Below are 21,250 nucleotides of genomic sequence, written 5' to 3'. Positions count from 1 at the left end.
AAATATTATGTGGCGGAGGAATCCAGCCGTGGCCGGCCCTGGCTGGCGTTAGGGCGCCTCCGCCACATAATCTCGTCCGACACATAAGAGCGGGTCCTTGCGCAGCACCTCCTGCACTTGGAGTGCCAACGACGGAAAGCCTCGGCGCATGTCCGTGTAGCCTGTCGCGAGCCACACTCGCGCGCCCGTTGGAACCGGGATCATCGGCGTACCAAAGCATCGAGAACGCGACGTAGCGCGTCTCCATCAACGTCGCCATCGACCCGGATGCGGTGCCCGCTACCAAGATCGATCTCGATGATGCCCTGGCTCTTCCGTCGACGCGCCGCCGTCGTCGTCAATGGCGCTTCGGCCACCTCCCGCGGCGGCGCAGACGGCCCAATCTCGACCGGCACGAACGGCGCTATACTCGCTTCACCTTGCTTACAAAGCTCTTTGCGCCACCGGAACAGCTGGCTCACATGAAGGCCGGCCACGCGAGCCACCTCGGAAACATTGGCTCCGGGCTCGAGCGATGCTGCTACTAGCCGTTCCTTCTCATCCTGCGACCACCGGCGCCGCCGCTCGACCGATGTGATCACCTCCGCCCGCGAAATCGTCATAGCGCTTCTCCTAGGATTACCCCTAGGACCTGCAGCGATCGCGTTCGTCAAACAAGGCGGCCTTTGGCGGAGGGATACCTTGTTTTCCGTGAGGATCTCTGTTCTTCGCCGCTCTATGGCTCCCTAGAGTGGCAATATCCGCGAAGCGACCGGCGGAGACGCATGGCTCGTCCATCGGTCGAGCCCCTTGGACAGCAGACTTCCGGACGCGGCAGCATATCGCATTCTTCCGCTCGTGCGGCCGGCGCCTGCGTCATACCTGATCGGGGGATCGCCGCGCCGATTAGCGAGCTTGGCTAGATCAACCAGCGTGTCTTGATCACAAGCATCCAGAGTCCTTAGGAGATGCTGAGGATCTGTTCAAGCCGCGCGACCTCGCCTCGCAACATCTCGATAGCCACGTCCCGGTTTTCCGAAATATTCCAAGAAGTGTGGACCGGCCCTCCAGCGTGAGATGAGCTGGACAATCCTCCTGCCTTGGCACTTCGCAAATCCCACCAGGTTCGGAACATCCGACGATAGAGTTCGGTTACCTCCCGTCCCCTGTCCAGAACTCCGGCTTTCTGAGCATGCAGCAATTCCTGCTCATATCCGAGGTCTAGCAACAGCTCGGCACCGACCAGATCGGTCACGGTTTGCATCTCTTCGACGCTCAATTGAGATTGCCATGATTTGACAGAGCTTTCGTCGATGGCGTTTCGTTCCAGGATTTTTCGATCCCCAAAGCTGCTGGATTGAAGATAATCTGCTCGTCCCATACTCGCCAATGCGACGCCTCCTGGATCACAGCCGAGCCCTGCCAGTAGACGCTGGATTTCCTCGTCCGGATGCGCCACGAGCAATTCGTATCGCACCAAATGAGTCTGCCGGCGAGTACGTTGCGCGGCGAGCCTAGGCAGACCCAAAACCAAATCGGCGAGTGAAGATATTATGCCATCAGGCAGACGGAGCATGAGCTCAGCGAGACTGGATACGCTGACCGGCCGCGAGCTTTCTGCCCGCAGTGGGATGCCCCATGTCGATTTCAGTGAAGCGGCGATGGCGTAGGGATTGCGCATCAAGAGGATGTGTGGTGCTTCTGGGTACACGGATTCAACAAAATCAAGGACCGTCCAATAGCGTGGTGTCTTGTCTATGATGATGCGCTTGCCCGCTTCTGCCAGATACTGATTGTATGCTGCGTCTGCAAAAGCGCGGCTAACGATCTTGCGATCTATCCGTCCCAGGAATTCGGAGGTTGCGGCCTCGATCAGCGAGCTGCCCGCCGGATGGCGCCGATCCACCTTGCCAAACGCTTCAAGCGCCAGCATCAACCAGGGTTCAGGCGGAGCCACAATGTCCGGATGGAGCTGCAGCAAATGTGCCAGGAGCGTCGTCCCGGATCGTGGAAGACCGAGGAGAAAGCACACCTCAGGTGAACGACCAAGACGTCCGCTCATCGTTCAGACACTCGTGCTTGGCAAGCGCCCCCCTGTTGGCGCTAGCTCGATTGGGTCAAACAAAGCCAGCCGGCGGACCACATGAGGACAACCGCTTGCGTACAAAGAGGCGAAACGACAAAGATTCTGTCTGCCACTCATGACCTGAGACCCGTTCAGTTCGATTGGGTGGGATCACGGAAGGGATAACTGCAATCCCTTCCCCCGGTCGCTCGACCCAATAAGACGAATCAAGCAACAGCTCAATTGCACGAAGGTTGACTGCGGATATGGGAAGGTTGAAAAGAACTATACCGACGTTTGCCGAAGACCGCGCGCGGCATGGAAGATAGCTACCTTTAGTCAGAAGATGCATATGCTGGGGGCATTGAAGAGGTAAATGCGACATGCACCTCGCTGAGGCTCCGCATACTCCAATCAATTTCGGCATATGAGCGCAGTGCTGCAAAGACGCAGACCATTTCGTGGACATCACACCTGGCAGGACAGCAGCAATCTTCTCAACGCGGCAGCGATCCAGACTCAGAGCGCCGCCGTTGGTCGGTCAACACACTGGATTATAGGTCCGGCAAGCTTGTTTTACACAAGCCCATTCGTCCAAACTGTAAGAGGTATTTAGGTTAGCGGACCTCGCAACGCTTCTCCTCCCTGCCCGGCGCTAAGGAGTGTTAGATTGTTAGTGTTAGATTGATGGACCTCCACAAGATTACCCGATCAGCAAAGCGCGCTTGGCCGCACCTCTAGTGACGGAGGCAGATTGTTCGGCCGTTCATGTGGGAGATCCTTGACAGGGCTATAGCCGAGACGGTGTCTTTACTGCCGATATGGGATGGCGAGTGGTCACAACAACTGAGATCACTTCTAAGAAAGTCCATCAATGAGAGGATGCTCGAGCCCCCCACCGCGACATTGAAACACCATCCAAAAAATCCTCTCAGCGCGGATCGGTAAAACTAATTTGCGCCAAAATTTCCATGGGTGAGGGCGGCCTGCGAGCCGCCCTGCCGCGCCAGTACCAGCGCTGCCCAAAGCTACCGCTGATGTCCGAGTCCAATTCCAAGATTTAAGGCCTTCTGGCGGAGAGCACCGACGCTGCGTTTCGTCATCTTTGCTATTTTTATGACCGGGGTTCGGGCCTTCGAATGAACTTTGAGCTCCTTGATATCTGCCTTGGTCCATTCGCGCCGCTTAACGCGTTTCTTGGTTGCTTTCTTCACGATGAATGCTCCTTTTGAGAGGAGCGGCTTGTAACATGGTTTTCGAGGCGCGACGACCGCAAAAAACAGGCAATATCATAGGAAGTCGCGCCAGGGTATAAGCTCGGTCACGTCTTACGAGCGAGGCGTCTCGACTGGTGCAGCTGTGGAATTGTAAACTTCATACAAACCTCGCGCTCTAAGACCCATCACAACCACAGTGTTCTAAATTGAACTTCGCGATCTGGTCGAAGTACATATTGGTTTACGTAGGCTCCATCGCTTGCCGTGGGGCGCTTTCTGCGCGCGTTCGTTCCCAGCTGCGAAGTCAGAGAGGCGGCTGCCCAGCTTTCAGCTCTTGCGCGACCTCCCGCTCAACCTCCGCCTGCATAGTACCCCGATCTAATTGTGCGAGCGTCTCGAGCTGATCCCTTCCCTCCTCGGTGATAATCCAGCCCGGCCTTCCGCTCGATCAGCCTTTGGCCCAAAATATCGAGTGGGGGCGCGCGGCTTCCGAAGCGCTTCATACGAGCCGGCAACTCCGGGCCGCTGCCATAATAGATAGCCAAATGCTGCTCAACGACTTCGATGCTCGCCTAACCATGCGGCTGGCCGGCAATTAGCTTCAGCATAGACAGGTGAAAACTCAGACGCACGCCATTGAGTCAAGGAAAAGCCGCATAATGCTTATTTTGAGGCAAGCTCCAGAGCAGCGCGCCGCTTTTCAAGAGAAAGATTCTCCTGAAGCCTAATGCAGGACACCCGCCTGCCGTCGCCGCGGTAAGCAACGCTTTCGAGACGGCATCGGCGAGGTCCTGCCAGAATGTTCCGAAGGACGGTTCAGCACTAGATAGCTGCGTGACTAGGAGTTTGACGAGGTCTCAACTGCCGCCTTCGACGGATTTGAGATCAAACGACGCCGGTGGTAACCACGCTGTTGTACGTCCTGACGAATGACGTCGCTCACGGAACGAACCGCCCGCTTCCTTCGCTTCCAATTGCCGTCCAGTCCCGGGGGGATCGCAAAGCCTCTCGGAACGACCAAAAGATCGTGTCTTCGGTTCAAATAAATGTCGAACATGTGGTGTCTCTTCTGACGCGAGCGTAGATCGGCTGTTCATCGATTTGGTGATATCGAAGCAACAGTCTCCTTTAAAGTCACTGGACGAACAAATGACATTCAATTGCTCCCGTCCTGACACGTGAAGACCCTCACGGGCACGATCGCGCCGCAAGATGTGAGCGCGTTCGCGTCCCAACTTACGGTCCACTGGAGGACACTCGACGATCGTCGACCTCAAACGCGGCGGAGAGTACATGATAACTGGCTCAGCCACTTTGCGGCGCTGGGTAGCATACGCCCTAATTTTGAATTCTGGCAACTAGGTGATCCAGCATAAGCTTGACCAGTCCTGGCGAGTACACCTTCGCCAGCTATCAGGCTCCAAAGCAGCGACTGTACGATCGTTGCTTTGGAAGCAGACGATTACGTATATCGTCGGTGCTAGTTGAGGTAATCCTCCGGGCCGCCTTCCCGGACCGTGTCGAGAGTAAAGCAATGGAACCCCCCGCCAAAAATCCGCCTATGGCGGTGCCGAACCGGGACTACCTGAAAGCGATTGTGTTCGAGGATCCGGGCCAGTTCTGGGCAGGCGTCGTTGACTAAAACGACGTCAGGAGCGACCGAAAGGACGTTGATATCTATGTAAAGACTGGACAACAGAAGGTCGTCATCGTCGTAAGTTGGGAAATTATTTTTGAGTGGTTCGGGCGCCACTATCATGTCCCATTTGCGCATTGCTTTTGGCAAATAGTCGGCCACCTCGCGAGATCGCACGAGCAGCCGCCCAGGTGCAAGCGCTATGACCATGCTATCGATATGGCTATCGCTCAACTTGTAGGCACGGTGGATCCGAGATCTTCCCTCCAAATGGCGCTCTAGCCAATCACATGCCATCGCGTGATTCGCGGTGGCGATATTTACGACGAGGTCGCGTCCCAGGCGCAAACACTGCGCACCATCCCACATCATCTCCAGGCCAACGTCATAGGGATGCGTTCCGGGATTTGAAATCGGTTCCGTTGGGCCACCGGTCGTTGATAGGACGTAGGAACGGTCGAATGACCGGTCGGTCATCAACGGGCGCGGCATCACTGACCATCGCGCGCCTTGGTCGAAATAGGACGCGAAGATTGGTTTGAGAAATTGTGTCTCGAAGTATCGTGAGCGGAGCATAGGAGGGGTCTCGATCACTTCGTCTCCAACCACCAAAGCTATGTCGCGGACATTGAGCGGCGGCACGACTGCCGCCGACCAGGCAAGGGTGCGAACCTCCACGCTGGAGGCATCGAGGGTCATCGGTCGATGTACGGTCACGTTAAGCGCCCGCAACGTGTTCACGATTCCTTCGACGTCCTCGTTCAATTCGTCCAGGTAGCGGTCCTTGATCCGATGGCGGACCCGTGCGCCAGCTTCCGTACCTGCTACCGCAGACGAGAGACGCGGATAATACCACTCCGAGCGGACCTTAAGATTGTCATAAAAGAATAGATCGAAAGAGAGTTCGCGATCGTGAGCCGCATAATTAGTGGCCGTACCCACTATGACTTCCTTCAATCTCGACCACTCGTCGTACGAATTTAAGGCCACGCTTACCTCCTAGCAGCGCGATCTTCCGCTCTCTGCTTTTCCGAGATCCCGCTTGGGTCGATAGGTCAGATGCGCGCTACGCTATTGCCGGATACGTGCTCTATACCACCAATTCAACCTATCTGACTTGGGAGGTTCGCCACGGGGCGATGGCGTATTGGCCGTCTCTTCAGGATTCCAACACGACTGCCGACGTCGTGCCGTTTCTATAAGTGGAACGTGTGCTACAGTAAGGTTACCGCACGAAATGGCAGCGGGCGGAAGTAAGCTTGATCCGGAGCGGCGCCACCAAGGTTCAAAGGGAACGCTGGCCATTGTAAAAAGCGAGGTACGTCCGATCGAGACGCGGGCGTCGGACACACGTGTCGTAGGCATGCTCGACGACCACGATGTCGCGCCCGGCGCCCAAGCCGTCTACGCTGATGGCGATGCCATGACTGGCGAGCACAAACGTCGCGGGCGAAAACTACGAGACTTAGTCGGTGTTGAAGACTCAAGCTTCCGTGGAACAATCGGGAAGTACAACGCCCTTTGCTTATTCAGGAGAGCTCGTCCTTGCGGGATGCTCAAAAGGCTGATGTGGACGGATTAGCGCATGCAGGCGGGGTTCGAAGCTCCAACACATCGGCGAAGATTGTCCAATCGCGGACTCTCTTTTGCCTGCAGAAATCGGTCTCCGCCTGCTGTGCAGCAGCACTCAGCGAGGCGGCATCGACCTTGAATGCTGCCTGGCATGCACGATGCTCACCGCCGGTATCGTCGCAGACGGTCTTAATAAACCGAACGTTAAATGAAGGCATGACCCTCTCTTCCTGTGGTTCGCTCATTCACTATCTGCCATTCGCCCTTAGAGTATTTGATTTGCCTCAAGCAGCATCCCGAGAGCTCTGCCCGCTCCTCCGAAGACAGGTCGTATAGCAGCGCGGCGCTAGCCTCCTGTTGTCGCGAAGAACCGCGATCGCTTGCCGGCTCATCGCGGCCGGATTTCTATATGCGCCGACGGGCTGCTATACGCGCAAGCGATCGCGGGGCAATGCGCATCCCGAACCTGCATCCGACGGTCCACTTGCCGGCGCGACAGCAGAGCCGATCATCAGGCTTGTCGTCGATGAGCCCGGTCCAGGACCTCAGTGCCAAAGCTTAAGGGTGGGATCAGCGCCGGCAAAGCTACCGACAATGAAAGGCGGAACATCGAAATCGACGATTCGGGTGTACGGAGCAATGAGGAAAATGCTGTCGTAGCCCGTGGGCGTGAGTTGCGCCTCAAATCAACATGCTGGGCGTTGCAGAGAAACGCGAGGCGCTGGCGGAAGCGCGAGTTCGGACATGTCGACTGTCAACGCGGGCGTCTGCGGCTCGTTGTGTCCGTTCGAGCTCGACCAATCCCGAACGGGCAGGCACCACTTTTTGACCCGCATCAACGCTACGGCGGCTGCGTCCTGATAGAAGTATCTTCCAGTAAGGTCAGACGCATGGCAGACAGAAAGATTTGGCGCCCATGATGCTTTCATGTCCGGGTACCAGCGACCATTTTTTAGGACTGCTGCCGGGCGCAGCCGAGCCGCGGGCCAATGACCTGCACATGATAGGTTGCGCCGCTCGCGACGGCGTCCACTTTATCGGCCTGCGGACCGGCCCGACTATGCGCTCCGAGCGGAGCTACGCTCATCCTAATGCTGTTAAGCGAATCCGAGGTCTTTGCGCTCTCGCTGGATGGGCTGCGCGGCGCGCGCGAGGGCGCGGCCGAGCTCACCCACACACCCAGCAGGATGACGCCGCAGGACAGGGAATGTCTCACCAATAAGGGACGTGACATGACAGAAAGCCGGACCATTTACCCCGCCGCGGGCCAGATTGCTGGAGCTGCAGTCCAGTTTAGCTTGTGCGGTACAGCTACAAATACCAACAACCGAGTTCTTGAGCTGATCAGATCGATTCGACGGAAGCTCGGGCGTTCTTTCGTGGCGGAAGTCAAAATATTTCAGTTCGCGAGCGGATCGTGTTCTGTTCACAACAGCGCATGGCCGATTAGCCCTATCGCCGCGGCTAACGCGATCGACACCCCGGGCCGTCCGCGCGATATCGGGCCGAGCCTGTCCGCGCGGAACCCAAGTAACGTGCGTAGTCTTCACAAGGTTATCTGAATTTGTCAGCCCGCAGCAATGAACACCGACCAGGATCCAATGGCGATCTGATCTGGGAGCGGCTCGAAACGGTGCCGCCACACGATCAGGATCTGGAGATTGCCGTGATCGAGGGTAATTCGATTCACCGGGTTGTCTTTCCTTGCCGTCGGGTCTTCGGCGGATGGATCAACGCGAATACCGGAAAGCACGTCGCCGTGCAGCCAACGCATTGGCGTATCTGGCCGCGATAGCGGCGCTATCCTGCAAAATGGACTGGCGTGAGTTGGGCGGGGACCGCCCTGCCGTGCGCTCTTCGGAAACTATGCAGCGTCGATCGAATGAGCGAGCCTGACGGGAATCATCTCCGAGCGGACCGAAGCGTGGTGGGTGCCTTGCTTTCAGTCAAGCATGACTTTTCTCGTTGCTGTCGCAACCGTTGCCATCGTGCTCAGGAGCGACAAACGTCGGTGTAGATTTTTAACTCCCAGGCTGTACGGTCGCATACCACCGCATAATTTAGCTGCGATAAACTCGTGCTTTATAATAGGCGCAGATCCTTGGCGAATGTTGTCGCCTTGATCGAACCATCAGCTATTCTCCCTCGGCCGACGAAAGTAGCGCGACGCGTCACCCTCGTTCCTCCGACCCTGCACCTTCCCCGGTCCACGAAATGGACCGGACATTCTTGTTGGCGCCAGGGCTTGCCTCGACATTGTGGAAAGCGCAAATGGCCACAAGCGAATTAGCTTTGGCGAGAACAGACCCGGGCTCGGGATCAATGGTTTTGCGGATAGGCTGCAGCGCGCAGTTCGCGAGCGGCAGCGACCATGTTGGTTAGCGCAGGCCGAACCTCCTCCCATTTACGCGTTTTTAGGCCGCAGTCCGGATTGACCCAAAGCTGCGAATCCCGCAAACGCGTCCGAGCTAGCACCATCAGCTCCTTCATTTCGCCCGCCTCGGGAACGCGTGGAGAGTGGATGTCGTACACGCCAGGTCCGATTTGATTTGGATATTCGTACTTCTTGAATGCATCCAGTAGCTCCATTTTCGAGCGGGACGACTCGATCGAAATGACATCCGCATCCATTGCAGCGATCGCAGCGATGATATCGTTAAACTCAGAGTAGCACATATGTGTATGGATTTGCGTTTGATTGGCAACTCCCGATGAGCAGATGCGGAAGCAACCCCCGGCCCAATCGAGATATGCCTTCCAGTCCGATCGGCGCAATGGCAATCCTTCGCGGAGTGCAGCTTCGTCGATCTGGATCATGGCCGCACCGGCATTCTCGAGATCGCGGACTTCGTCGCGGATCGCGAGCGCAAGCTGACGGCAGACCTCGCTTCTAGGAATATCATCGCGAACAAACGACCAGTTCAGGATCGTCACCGGTCCGGTCAACATCGCTTTCATCGGCTTACTGGTTAGTGATTGCGCGTAGCGCCACCATTCCACGGTGATCGGCTTCGACCGTACTACGTCCCCAAACAGGATCGGGGGCCTGACGCAGCGCGAACCATAGGACTGTACCCATCCATTCCTGGTAAATGCGAAGCCGGCGAGTTGCTCGCTAAAGTACTGCACCATGTCATTACGCTCGAATTCGCCGTGCACGAGGACGTCAAGACCGATGTCTTCCTGCCAACGTACGGCGCGGGCTATCTCCTCCTTGAGGAACCTGTCGTATTGTTCGTCGCTCATCGCACCTCGCGCATGCGCCGCACGAGCATTTCGGACCTCTGTGGTCTGTGGAAACGATCCGATCGTCGTGGTAGGAAAATCCGGTAGTCCAAAGCGTTTCCTTTGGATCTCGGAACGGCGGGCAAATGGGCTGGCGCGCCGGCGCATCGTCTGGTCGATCGTCCTCATCCGGACAGCGACATTGGCATCATGGATCTTCGGCGAAGTCCGGCGGGCAGTCACAGCGCGTTCCGAATCGGCAAGAGCTAGCCCAACATTCTGGTCGCCTGCGAGTACCCGCCCCAGGATCGCAAGCTCACGCATCTTCTGAACCGAGAAAGCAAGCCAGCTCTTGACCTCGGACGTAAGCCCGGTCTCGAGTTCAACATCGACCGGCACGTGAAGCAGCGAGCAGGATGGAGCGAGCTGCACACGGTGCCCGCCGAGCTTCGCAATCGCTGGATCCAGCCGCTGACGGAGCGACGACAAGTTCGAGCGCCATATGTTCCGGCCGTCGATCACACCGAGCGACATGATGAGATCTCTTCGGCCCTCAGCAATGATTTGATCCAATAGCTCTGGCGCTCGAACAAGATCGAGGTGCAGACCGGAAACTCGCAGGTTCAAGGCAGTATTTAGATTGTCGCCTAGCGCGCCGAAATAGCTGGCAACCATGATCTTGATGGCCGGTCCCTCCTTTGCGAACCGGTTATAGGCATGTAGCAAAGATTTTCGCGCCGCCTCATCGAGATCAAGGGCCAGGCAGGGCTCGTCAATCTGAACCCAACTAGCCCCTCGTTCGGCCAATTCATGCAGAACGTCGATATAGACCGGTATAAGATTATCCAAAAGGGAGAGGGGCTGGAACGTGCTATCGGCACTCTTGCCGAGCTTCAAGAATGTGACCGGCCCGATCAGGACCGGGCGGGTCTGAAAGCCAAGAGCCTTTGCTTCCTCGTACTCTTCAATGGGTTTGCGAGAGCACAGTCTGAACGCTTGTCCCCTGTAGAACTCGGGAATCATGTAGTGGTAGTTGGTGTCGAACCACTTGGTCATTCCCTGCGCGGGTGCGCCAGATCCCCGTGGGCTCTGACCGCAACTCGCATCCTGGTCGTCGCATTGTGATCCGCGGGCCATGGCGAAGTACGTCTTGAGCGAAACGGATTCTCCTTTCGAGGCGTAGATCTCCGGGATGGCCCCAACCATGACACTTGTATCGAGCACCTGATCATACAGCGAGAAGTCGTTCGACGGAATGATCGTGACGCCGAGAGATTTCTGACGAGCCCAGTTCGCTGCGCGCAGGCCGGATGCGTCCTCGTGCAACTGCTGTTCGCTGATCTTTCCGGCCCAGTAGCTTTCGAGAGCGAGTTTGAGCTCACGCCTTGGACCGATGCGTGGCGTTCCGAGCGTAGCGATTGGAAGAGAGCGAAGAGACATAGCATCAACCCCTGTTGGGGACAGAGGCCATGGCGGACGCAGGCAGGGGAGTCGCGCGTGCGACGGCTGCTTGGCGCACCACCGAGACACCCCGCCCGTGGACCAATATTTTGTCGGGGCAGGTCTCCTGGCTTGCTGGTCATCGCTGCTGTCCGGCCTTCCCGAAGCCTTGGAGGCTTCAGTGACATCGTTGGACAGCGGCTCGCCGCTTACAGTTGCGGGGGCAGCGCCGGCATTCGCACCGGCTTCCCTCTTAGCTCCGGATTAAATGGGCACCGGAGAACCTCGACGGCCGTGGATTATCGGCAGGAGAACTCTTCCGTCAACCTCTCAGATTGTGTGCCAAGCCAATCTGCGACATTTGCTAGGCGAATGAGCGTGCATGTGTATGATTCACCACCATCTAGAGACATTCTCCAATCAGAGATGCAGTAATCAGACATGTCTTTGTCAGATGTCTCAATGAGCATCGGAGGTGCCTCGAGGCGATGCGGCGCGCCAGACCGATGAAAGGGACAGAAGCAGCTTGCCGGCGGGGAGTACCGCTGTTTCGCGCAGAATGCTTTCGATGCGGCTTCCGATTTCCAGAGGCTCGCCCAGCACCTCCGTTGGCCAGCTGTTTTCGGACTAAAGGATCTACATCGAATAGGCCAAGGCACAAGGATACAACAGCTGCGGCGGATACACTGAATGAAGACATCGAAACGGGCGCAGGTCGGAAAGTCGACAAGAGGGACACAGAAATCGTGGAAATTTCTGTCTATTGCCTGGCACGAAGAATGCAATCCCTCGGCATGCCCAATCTCCTCCTGCTGGGCATGTCCAGCTCAGCCAATTGACGCTGTCGCTGGCGAGGGAAGTCAGCGGCGCGTGACATAGAGGGGAGCGCCTGCTGGCGCGGGAGAGCGGTGCCCCCTAGCATCTCGGGACATTTCTTGCGCTCGCTCATAGCAGGTTCAAGGTTGCCCGCTTTGAAAGATGTCTGGATGAAACGCGATAGGCTGAGGGTTATGAAGAGAATGTCTGGAAGAGCAGCGCCATGGCTTTGCCTGGGCGGATTTCTAATCTGCCTCGCCTGGCCGGCTGCCATGAGCACCAATATTCGCGCCAGCGACAGCCCCATTGTCGAACGCCTCAAGTCAACTTGGCGAGCGCAAAATGGTGAGACGATCGAACAAATCATCTCCAATGTTTCGATGGTGGCCCAGTTCGTCCCTCAAATGTGGGGCGTTGTTGAACTTGGCCAAAACGACTTTGTTTTCGTTTCGTGGACCAGGCACCGGGACAACAAATCAGACGAACAGTACGTTATCGCCTGGAAAGTCGCGCCCGACGGTACGATTGAACTCGCCTCAACGTATGCGAAGCCGATGGAGTTGGGCTGGCGCGCCCTGGCGCTCTCGTTGATCGCCACTGAAGTCGCAGATGGCGAACGGGGCGCAAATCTTAACTTTCTGCATGATCCGACCAATTTCAACTTTGTGAGTACGCCGCAAGGCCAGCTCGGCGATCTTCTGCGGCACGGCCGCTGCACTATCATCGATCCTGTTGGAGTGGACTACCTACCGAAGCGGAATGACAAGCCGACCGAGAAAGGTGATATGTGGCGCATTCTGCTCGTGGTGAACTGTAGTATCCAAGGACCACGTTATTTTACACACAATGGGGTCATCTCCTTCGAGAAGAGCGAAGGACATGATTGGGAGCCACAATCCTCCTTTGCCAAGCGCATCGCGAAATTCCCTCCTGGCTCCTGGTTCCAACCTACCGAGCCAAAGGAAGAGGAAGACTTAGGAGAGCAAAGGCCTTAGTAAACCATCGTGCAGCGCAATATCGCGCCGCAGCCCGTCCATGGCCGGGCGCGTCGGAGCCTACTGCAGACATACCCGCTCTGTTGTTTAGGGCTCCGCAACTGTCCGGCTGCCCTTTCTCGCAGCAGATCGGCCCGTCGTAGGAAAGGTCGGCAGCGCGATTGGTTCTTTCCGCCAGTTGTCGAGCTCAGCGGCGCATACTGGCTTGCGAGATGTGGCTTTCCCGCACTCAGTGAGAATGACACCGATTTGCGAGGGAACCAGCTATCACGCATTCTTCACTGGACCCGTGGAGATGCCTCCAGCACGAGGCCGATCCGGCGCGCGCGCCGCGCATCGCGTGACCCTGTGGCATACGCAAGAGCGTAAGCATATCGGCTCGAGGCGGCACCAAGGGCCCAGTGCTGAGACGAAAGCGACGAGGAAGTTACCGCGAACGGGGCAGCGATAGCGACCCTGGCATACCCGCTGAGCGCCTGCCCATTTCCGAGTGCGCAGGGCGGGAAGCTCCGGGGCGGTACGCGAGAACGTGGAGGACCAGACTGGCTCGGCCGCTAGCTTTCCTCGCACTCATTCGTCTGCACGCATAGATCCGGATTCGAAGCATGGGAAAGCGCGTCTTCAGCTCTGCTCCATCCGTCCTGGCACCGTCTCTGATTGCGAATTCGGCTCTGAGTCGGCCATCCACTTCAAGCGCGCAACAAAAGACCGGTAGTTCCCGAGCGGCCGCGACCATGTCATTCCAATAGTGCAGCGAGGTGCTTAAGTATGATGCGCAGCCTGAGTCGGCAGCCGCACCGAAGCTATCCGCCCCAAGTGCGGTGATGCGCAACGCGTATTGTAGACTCAAGCCTCGCACTGAATTGCACCAGGATGGTACTCGCGATTGTCCGAACACGTGGGCCGCCTCCCCTTCTCCGGCGCGTCTACGGCAAAGCTGGGCCTCAATATCGCAGCCTTCACAATTTGTGGAGCAAACGCACGCTAATGCCAGCGCTCCTGGGTATGCACGTTGAGATCGCGGGGAACGTCCCTACCAAAGAGCGGCCGCCCGTCGCGCGGCCTCAGTCATAAATGATTCAGTCCTTGTACAAACGTTTGGGAGCTAGCGCTTAACGGAATACGGCGCAGCGCGGAGGAGCCAAAAGCCCCAAAGCGATTGCCATCAGCGATCATCTGGTCGGGCGTAAGAAGGCACCGGATTTGTGCGGTTTGCTCAAACAAGAACGGTTCATTTGTGCGGCGAGCGTTGAGGCTCGCACTCCATTGCGTCTTTTTCTAAAATCCGTCAGAGCGATTCAGACCAGAACCTTCTTGAACATCTTTTTTCTGTTAAGACTTAGGGCGAACTTCATTGTCCTAGTCGGGAGGGTCGGCAGCGTCCAGTTTGCCGATCGAAGTCGTCACCAACTACAGCAAGGTTGCTCCTCCACGCCTGACTGGACCGCGAGCGCCAACGCTTCATAGTCGGCAACTTTTTGCAAAGACAACATTCCGAGGCTCGGGTTTGTCCATCAGCGCGAGTTCGGCAGGGTCCGACGCCGATCTTCTTCTCAGGTCGAGAGCGTACAGTGCGCTCCCAGTGAGAGAGCCGTCGATGCTCGAAGAATAACGCCGCACGCAATGCGGAAGAAATCTCTTGATCCTTACGCAGCGTCAGGTCGTAGCTTCGCGAAGCTCTCATAAAGCACGTCGAAAAAGCCAGCGGGATAGCGGATATCATTCGGTCGGCAGTCGAATGTATCGGCACCGTATCGTGCGTGAACATGGATCAGGAGCGAAAGGTTATTCTCGGGATGAAGCACCGCGGAATCATATGCGCATTGCTCGCTCTCATCACATCTCCGGTCTGCGCCGCGACACTCAGCGGTGTTCCGCGCATCCTCGACGGCAATACTATCGAGATCGAGCACACCAACGTTCGGCTCTCAGGTATCGGAGCTCCTGAGACGGACCAGATTTGCCTCGACGCCCAGGGCCGGAGATGGGCCTGCGGCGTAGCTGCTCGCGACGAGCTCATCAAGCATTCGAATGGGCGAACCTGGGATTGTCACACTCAAAGAGCCGACGAGTACAGGCGAGCCCTCGGCAGCTGTTTCATTGAAGGTGAGAATGTGAACGCCTGGATGGTACGCTCCGGCTGGGCACTATCGGCTGGTGCATCTCGCCATACCTACTCTGTCTATGAGTTGGTGGCGAGCACAGCCCATGCGGGGCTGTGGTCGGGGGCGTTCATCGCGCCCTGGGACTGGCCTCGCCGCAATAGGGGCACGATTATCGTCGGCGCGACCTTGGTTCCGATCGACGCTCAGGAAGTCCTTCTCGGATCCGATCTGCTATCGGAACCGCCGTCCCCCGAGTGCCTGATAAAAGGCACTCTCGAGCGCAGCGGCGAGCGCATTTATCACCTGCCAGGGCAACCTAGTTACGACCAAATCGACATGACGAAGAGGCGCGGCGAACGCTGGCTCTGTAGCGAAGCGGAAGCCGAAGCCACCGGGTGGCGTAAGGCCGTGCGATGAGGCGACACATGCATGCAGCCCATACTCCAAACATGTACCATTTAACCAAGATAGCGCGTTCGCGCCGGTCGCTGTTGGTGTTCGCGGCTTTGGCAGTTTCCCTGCGGTTCGGCAATGGCATTGTCGATGCGAAGGAAGCAAAAGGCCCGCCCAAGCCAGACAACCTGCTGGCGCCAGATGCTGCCCTGACGCGGCTGCTGAGGGGGAACGATCGCTTTGTCCAGGGCGCATCACGAGTCGACGATTTCAGGCGCGAGCGTCCGGTCTTAGTTGAGGGCCAAAATCCATATGCGGCGGTTCTGAGCTGCGCCGACTCTCGCGTGGCGCCCGAACTTGTCTTCGACAGCGGACTAGGTGATCTGTTTGTCTGCCGCGTCGCCGGAAACTTCGCTAATGATGATACGCTCGCCAGTATGGAATATGCGGTCGCAGCACTGAACACGCCGCTGATTCTTGTACTCGGCCACGATCATTGCGGTGCGATCGACGCCACGATCAAGTCTCTCCATCAAGATAAGCCGCCGCCGGGGCACATTTCATCCCTGGTCGCCGCACTGGCTCCTGCAGTGAAAGCATCTCTACAGCAAGCCGGTGACACATTCGCTCACGCAACCCGACAAAATGTGATTGATAATGTCAACAAACTTAAATCGACGGGCCCGATTCTGAACGCTGCAGTCGAGCAGAACCGACTGAAGGTCGTCGGGGGCCTGTATCGGATCGACACCGGCAAGGTCGATATTGTGAGCTGACGCTTGCACCTTCACACCCGCGGCAAATTATCTGCCGTCTGATGCAGAACTTCTCTTCTGCGCTGCTCTGTTGGTCCATCGCCTGCAACACATGCGCCGGATACCATCCGCTCCACAACATTCATCGCTTCGGGAAGTCCTTCGGTATGCGTGGCCTCTTAATTCTGTTCCTGTTCTACGCACTCATGCTGGCAACGCGCGGCCCGCATCAAGAAACGCACATACCGCGTCCGACGGCATTCATGCCTCGAGATTGAGTTGCCAACCCAATAGAGGTGGTTCCGCCAGCAGATCACAATGAAAAGCATTGGCCTTTGAACTCCCGAGCACGCGACGATTACGAGAGCTTCTCAGCCCAGATCGGGCAAACCATCCATGGTCCTGCTTTACCAAGCTCAGCCAGGGCTGAACATCAGATAGAACCACCAGCACGACTGGCAGCCCTGGGGCTGTAAAGAAACATGCCATCCGCATCAGGACCGGACAGCCAGTCTTGAGCGATTTAGGAGACGTCGACCTCGAAAAGTCAGCCGCTCATCAATCATTTATTAGGTCGTCTCGTTCGTCGCCAAGGATGCGGCCCACATTGATGATGCCGTTGAAGGCATGGCTGTTTTCGCTACGATTTCGCATACGCTCTGCTTGACATTCCACGCAATCGCACGACCGACCACTTGGACAATCTACTATCCGTCCTCCATGACGAGTTCGACTCTCAGGTTCTTAGTCCCTGCGGGACTCGGCAAATGAGCCAGATCTATCCGCCTAGGTGAATTCGGTGGGCCAGCAACAATGATTTAAGCGTCGCACACCGCGTCTGCAGCAGGAAATGATCTGGCAACCGAGCGCTTCCGGAAGCAGGCTCTTCAGCCAGAAAGTCGCTCAGTGCGAAACAGAGCACTAGCTTCAGAACGTAGGGCGCCTGGTCTGTCGCAACGCTCGTCGTGCGGGGATAGTGGCTGCGCGACTTTGGCAAGCTCGGCCAAGATCGGAAGCATTGGAAACCCGCCGAAGAAAGAGGCGCCAGCGGCCGCAAAAGGGTCCACCAGGAAAAGGAATCTGCGTCGATTTCTTGCGTCCGGTACGACAGAACGTAGATAGCTCGTGTGTTGCTGGCGACTCTCGAATACTCCCTAAACCTGTCCGAAGCGCTTCCTCTTCGCTTGCATGTGAGGGGCAATCTTGCAGTCACCTTGAACCTGGCTTGATCGCGAAATTACAACCTCCTGAGCTCCGTGCGGTTGAATACCTGCCGTCTGGAGGTCCTCTTCTAACCAGGCGCTCTCCCGCAGTCGCACGAAAAGCAAATTGGACTTTGTCGCGTCGGGAGATCGGAGCGGGCCCCCATTTTAGCAAAAACATTGAATCCGGTCGGCGCTAGAGGTCCGCCTCTGTCGTTTTGCTTGCGGGTTGTTGAGTTCATGACATTCGCGCCTGAAAGTGGACATGAAGACACGAGTATGCGCTGGCACGGCACGCCGGTGGGGGCCCGCGCAATTCAGACAGGGACGGCAGACATGCTTAATGGCACGTCGATTGCTGGGAAGATGGAAAAGAAGACGCGGGCTTGGCGCCCTCCCGAGCACAACTCGGAAATTCCAAACCTCGTTTGACCCGGCTTGTCATAAGTGTGACACACGTCCGTGGAGAAGACATGACGCCGCATGCGCCCGATCAAACGCCGGAGACCCAGTGCGGCAAAGACGGATCGATGTCGCCGCCTATCGGCTGCTTTGCCAGCCAGCCTCAATACCAACGGCAACAGCTATATCTCGGTCAGGCTTCCGCGCCGTTAAGCCAGGAAGTTACCGTGCGCAATCTCATGCATTCCATACAGCTTTAGGGATGCCCTCCTCGCTATCAAATCACGCGGTTTCGCCATGCGCGCGTATGAATGACGCGCGGTAATGATCGGCACAAGACACGGAGGACGTTTTATGAACGCACCACCAGAAAAGAGAACTCCCGAAACCCACGCTGCGGCTTCGACCTGGGCTCATCTGTCGCCCCTACTTGTCGAGATCCGTGCGCGTCGCAATGAGTTTGGCCGAGCGCAGAAAATTCCAAAAGAGATCATAGACGGCTTCAGGCGTGTCGGCGTCTATCGGGCTATGGTCGCCAAGCGATTCGGCGGCGAGGAGCGAACGCCAGCCGATTTTTGTCGCCTGATCGAGCGCATCTCCGAGGCCGACGGATCCGCCGGTTGGGTTGCCAGCTTCGGGGATGGGGCTCGCTACCTCGCTGCTCTTCCGGACGACACGCTTCGAAAAGTGTACGCCAATGGGCCGGACGTCGTGTTGGCGGGCGCGCTTTTCCCGCTCCAGCCCGCCAAGCGATGCACCGATGGATTTGTCGTGAACGGAGTGTGGCCATTCGCTAGCGGCTCGCCGGGGGCGGATTTGATAGGAGTTGGTATCACAGTGGAAGGCGATCCGACCGGAGACCTCCCGCGCGTAGCGGTGATCCCGGCCGAGAAGGTAACAATCCGGCCCAATTGGGACGTCATCGGACTACAAGGCACTGGAAGCCACGACGTTGTTGTCAGCGACGTCATTGTGCCAGAGGAATGGACCTTGATCCGCGGTGGTCCGGCGACACTTGATGGGCCGATCTACAGTTATCCATCCGTGGCTTTTGCCGCGCAGGCCCATGCGATTGTGGGCATCGGGATTGCACGTTCCGCAATCGACGAGGTGATCGCCATGGCCGGAAGCCGCGCCTCGATCACTGGAGCGCCTGTGATGGCTGAGCGCGGCTATGTCCAGCTTGAGATCGCTAAAGCCGAAGCCATGCTACGTTCCGCTCGTTCCTTCTTTTACGAGGTCACGGAGGAGCTGTGGAAGCAAGCGCTCACGGGTGAGGTAAATCTGAGCACCACGATGCTGATGCGGCTCGCCGCGACGAACGCCGCGCGGCAGGGCGCTGAGGTCTGCAGGATTGCGAGCGGCCTTGCTGGAACTGAGGCGCTCTATACCACCGGCAATCTAGCACGCGCCATGTGCGACAGCTTCGTGGTTGCCCAGCACGCAGCTTTAAACGAGGGAACGCTTCAGAGCGCTGGCCGCGCTCTGCTCGGCACTGCAATACAGCCGGGCTTTCCATGAAGTGGGTCACGTACGGGCAAGCCACACGCCACGCGGACGAACTACCGGACCGGCGTCATGATGTGGTCTGCCGCTGAGGACTTGGCGCCTTGTTTCAATGTGGACAAAGACAGCTTTGGGCTGTCCCTCTTCAAAAATCCCACTTCATATCCTGGAGCGCAGGTTCGTTGTCCAAACATAGCGAGCCTTTATAAGCCTCTACAGCCCTGCCCCATCATTGACGTGCCGAGCGGGATCCACCTGAACTTCTGCGCAACGACTCGCGGTTCAACTCACGAACTTTGCAAATGACCGCGCGCGCGGCTCGATTCTCACCCGTTGCCTACTCGCCGCTTGGGCGCACGGTGCGGAAGACGCTCTGCATTGCGCTCACCCTTGCGCTCATCGATGCGGCACGCCAACGCGCTGGCAACCGCCGTGCGACATTGATATGAAGCGTACTGTACACCGCCGATCGGAATTAATGGATCAATTCGGCCCTTGGCGGCTGCTGGCGGATCAGCATCGACGGCGCGCAAGAGAAGCTGCGGCCCATGAGGTCGCGCATCGCCCAACCGGCTATCTTGCGGCTGAAGAGATCCATGTTGGCCGCCAATACAGCCAGCCCTCTGCCGTTGCGATCGAGCGATATCGGCAAGCTGGACCGGTTCGGGCTGCGCCGGTGAAGTCGCGCGATCAGGTTCGGCTTGATCAACATTAAATCGTAGCGACTGTCGCTAGAGCGGAACCGACATAGCGGCGCCACGAGCGCGCGCCGCGCTGCTACATCGCCCGTTCGATCGCAGCGGCAGCACCACGGCCTGCCTGCTCGGGACCGCGTGGACCCGAGGACTGCCATGGCGCTGGCCGCCCCCGATCGAGCGGCCGACGTGCACGCCGGCCCAATGCCAGCCTGCGCACTGGCTGTCCGGCTGGCGATGGCCGCTCGCCTTGACGATCACCGTTGTGCAGCTGCGACCATCATAGAGCCCGCTGGCCAAGCCTTCCGTTAATGAGACGCTCGATATGAGTAGCTGCTAGAGACGCGTATTCCTGAGCAATACATCACCTTCCACTGCGCGCGGGTAGTGAGCCGCCACTTCAAATGATGGCAATAAGTTGAGAATGCCTTGCAAGGTTAACTGCCCTTCGTAGAGCTCGCGGTCACTATATTCGGTGTAGATGAAGCGCGTATTGCTCAAGGTCCGCATTCCGCCGGCGATAACGTCGGCTTCGGCTCCCTGAACGTCCATCCAGATGAAATCGACTGCGTCCACGTTGGCTTCGCTGCACCAGTCGTCCAGCCGCCGTGTTTCAACCGAGACAGGGTGATCAAACCGGACCCAATCATACTCGGTAAGATGGTTCTTTGGGCGGCGTATTGAACCGGATAAGTCCCAATCCTTCGCATCCCCATCTGCATTGCTCGGATGGAAGTCGATCGTCCCGTTTCGATCACTGATGGCGATTTCAAGCAGCTTCACCCTGTCGAGGGATGGACCGAGCTTCCTCTTGAAGCGCGCGATCGCTCGGGGGTCCGGCTCAAAGCAGTAGAGCCTGGGTTGCGGGCACAGCTCGAGAAACTTTTTCGTATCAGTCCCATCATTGCAGCCAATATCCAGGATGACCGGATTCGGCTTCTGAAGAAGTGAGAGGATGTGCTGATGTACTTCTACGGACGACACAGCTGCTCTTCCATGGTGCGCGGAGATCGGATGATTTTCGACTTCGAAACCGATCACACGTCAGAAGCCGCTGCACAACGTATATCAAGGTATAAAGTTCATATATGCGCCAGCACCCCTTGATCCACGACAGCCGTTTGGATGCCATCGACATCAAGCGGAGAGCCTGTCGAACAGCTCGCGATGCAATTCTCGAACTTATCGTCGGAAAAATGCGGCCTCGGAGAGCCAGATCGTCGTCCTACTTTTCCAATTTCCGAAAG

At 57.4% G+C, this 21,250-nt stretch carries 15 protein-coding genes, 1 pseudogene and 1 riboswitch; of the genes and pseudogenes, 5 read left to right on the top strand and 11 right to left on the bottom strand.

Going from position 1 to position 21,250, the window contains the following annotated elements; genetic code table 11:
• Positions 1 to 48 precede the first annotated feature (48 nt).
• From XH84_RS15730 to metE, 9 genes and pseudogenes are all read right to left on the bottom strand, one after another.
• The gene (locus XH84_RS15730; RefSeq protein ID WP_245471753.1) at positions 49 to 150 is read right to left on the bottom strand and encodes a hypothetical protein; all 102 of its coding nucleotides are present in this window, start codon (positions 148 to 150) and stop codon (positions 49 to 51) included.
• 50 nt (positions 151 to 200) lie between these two features.
• A complete protein-coding gene (gene tnpA, locus XH84_RS15725) occupies positions 201 to 602 on the bottom strand; it encodes an IS66-like element accessory protein TnpA (RefSeq protein ID WP_128948459.1) in 402 nt (133 codons plus the stop codon).
• A gap of 338 nt (positions 603 to 940) precedes the next feature.
• Entirely contained in the window at positions 941 to 2,041 is a 1,101-nt protein-coding gene (gene noeE, locus XH84_RS15720; protein WP_128948458.1) for a nodulation protein NoeE, read from the bottom strand.
• A gap of 1,031 nt (positions 2,042 to 3,072) precedes the next feature.
• On the bottom strand, positions 3,073 to 3,258 hold the full coding sequence (locus XH84_RS15715) for a hypothetical protein (RefSeq protein WP_076829490.1): 186 nt from the start codon (positions 3,256 to 3,258) through the stop codon (positions 3,073 to 3,075).
• 1,483 nt (positions 3,259 to 4,741) lie between these two features.
• The gene (locus XH84_RS15700; protein WP_245471745.1) at positions 4,742 to 5,854 is read right to left on the bottom strand and encodes a hypothetical protein; all 1,113 of its coding nucleotides are present in this window, start codon (positions 5,852 to 5,854) and stop codon (positions 4,742 to 4,744) included.
• 257 nt (positions 5,855 to 6,111) lie between these two features.
• Positions 6,112 to 6,341, bottom strand: a pseudogene (locus XH84_RS40810) (IS3 family transposase); the annotation flags it as partial.
• 112 nt (positions 6,342 to 6,453) lie between these two features.
• Positions 6,454 to 6,714: a hypothetical protein gene (locus XH84_RS15695; protein WP_245471744.1), complete on the bottom strand. Its 261-nt coding sequence runs from the start codon at positions 6,712 to 6,714 to the stop codon at positions 6,454 to 6,456.
• Between the two features lie 1,322 nt (positions 6,715 to 8,036).
• A complete protein-coding gene (locus tag XH84_RS39800) occupies positions 8,037 to 8,243 on the bottom strand; it encodes a hypothetical protein (protein WP_164937386.1) in 207 nt (68 codons plus the stop codon).
• 545 nt (positions 8,244 to 8,788) lie between these two features.
• On the bottom strand, positions 8,789 to 11,134 hold the full coding sequence (gene metE / locus XH84_RS15680) for a 5-methyltetrahydropteroyltriglutamate--homocysteine S-methyltransferase (RefSeq protein WP_128948456.1): 2,346 nt from the start codon (positions 11,132 to 11,134) through the stop codon (positions 8,789 to 8,791).
• 100 nt (positions 11,135 to 11,234) lie between these two features.
• Positions 11,235 to 11,437: riboswitch (cobalamin riboswitch) on the bottom strand.
• Positions 11,438 to 12,222: 785 nt separating this feature from the next.
• Between metE and XH84_RS15675 the strand changes: the two genes are divergently transcribed.
• From XH84_RS15675 to XH84_RS15650, 5 genes are all read left to right on the top strand, one after another.
• Positions 12,223 to 12,945, top strand: a complete 723-nt coding sequence (locus XH84_RS15675; protein WP_245471743.1) for a nodulate formation efficiency C protein — start codon at positions 12,223 to 12,225, stop codon at positions 12,943 to 12,945.
• A gap of 1,766 nt (positions 12,946 to 14,711) precedes the next feature.
• A complete protein-coding gene (locus tag XH84_RS15665; protein ID WP_245471742.1) occupies positions 14,712 to 15,467 on the top strand; it encodes a thermonuclease family protein in 756 nt (251 codons plus the stop codon).
• 8 nt (positions 15,468 to 15,475) lie between these two features.
• The gene (locus XH84_RS15660; protein WP_245471741.1) at positions 15,476 to 16,219 is read left to right on the top strand and encodes a carbonic anhydrase; all 744 of its coding nucleotides are present in this window, start codon (positions 15,476 to 15,478) and stop codon (positions 16,217 to 16,219) included.
• A gap of 1,654 nt (positions 16,220 to 17,873) precedes the next feature.
• Positions 17,874 to 18,062, top strand: a complete 189-nt coding sequence (locus XH84_RS15655) for a hypothetical protein (RefSeq protein WP_128948452.1) — start codon at positions 17,874 to 17,876, stop codon at positions 18,060 to 18,062.
• Positions 18,063 to 18,156: 94 nt separating this feature from the next.
• Entirely contained in the window at positions 18,157 to 19,323 is a 1,167-nt protein-coding gene (locus tag XH84_RS15650; RefSeq protein WP_208757088.1) for a flavin-dependent monooxygenase, read from the top strand.
• A gap of 460 nt (positions 19,324 to 19,783) precedes the next feature.
• Here the strand turns inward: XH84_RS15650 and XH84_RS15645 are convergent, their stop codons facing one another.
• Both XH84_RS15645 and XH84_RS15640 read right to left on the bottom strand, forming a co-directional pair.
• Positions 19,784 to 20,017: a hypothetical protein gene (locus XH84_RS15645; protein WP_128948450.1), complete on the bottom strand. Its 234-nt coding sequence runs from the start codon at positions 20,015 to 20,017 to the stop codon at positions 19,784 to 19,786.
• 322 nt (positions 20,018 to 20,339) lie between these two features.
• Positions 20,340 to 20,987 (bottom strand): FkbM family methyltransferase, encoded by a 648-nt coding sequence (locus XH84_RS15640; RefSeq protein WP_128948480.1) that lies wholly within the window; start codon positions 20,985 to 20,987, stop codon positions 20,340 to 20,342.
• Positions 20,988 to 21,250: the final 263 nt, after the last annotated feature.

Source organism: Bradyrhizobium nanningense (assembly GCF_004114535.1).
In the GTDB taxonomy this organism is placed as follows: Bacteria; Pseudomonadota; Alphaproteobacteria; order Rhizobiales; family Xanthobacteraceae; genus Bradyrhizobium; species Bradyrhizobium nanningense.
Note: the sequence above shows the minus strand (reverse complement) of the source record. Positions and strands in the feature narration are given on the sequence as shown.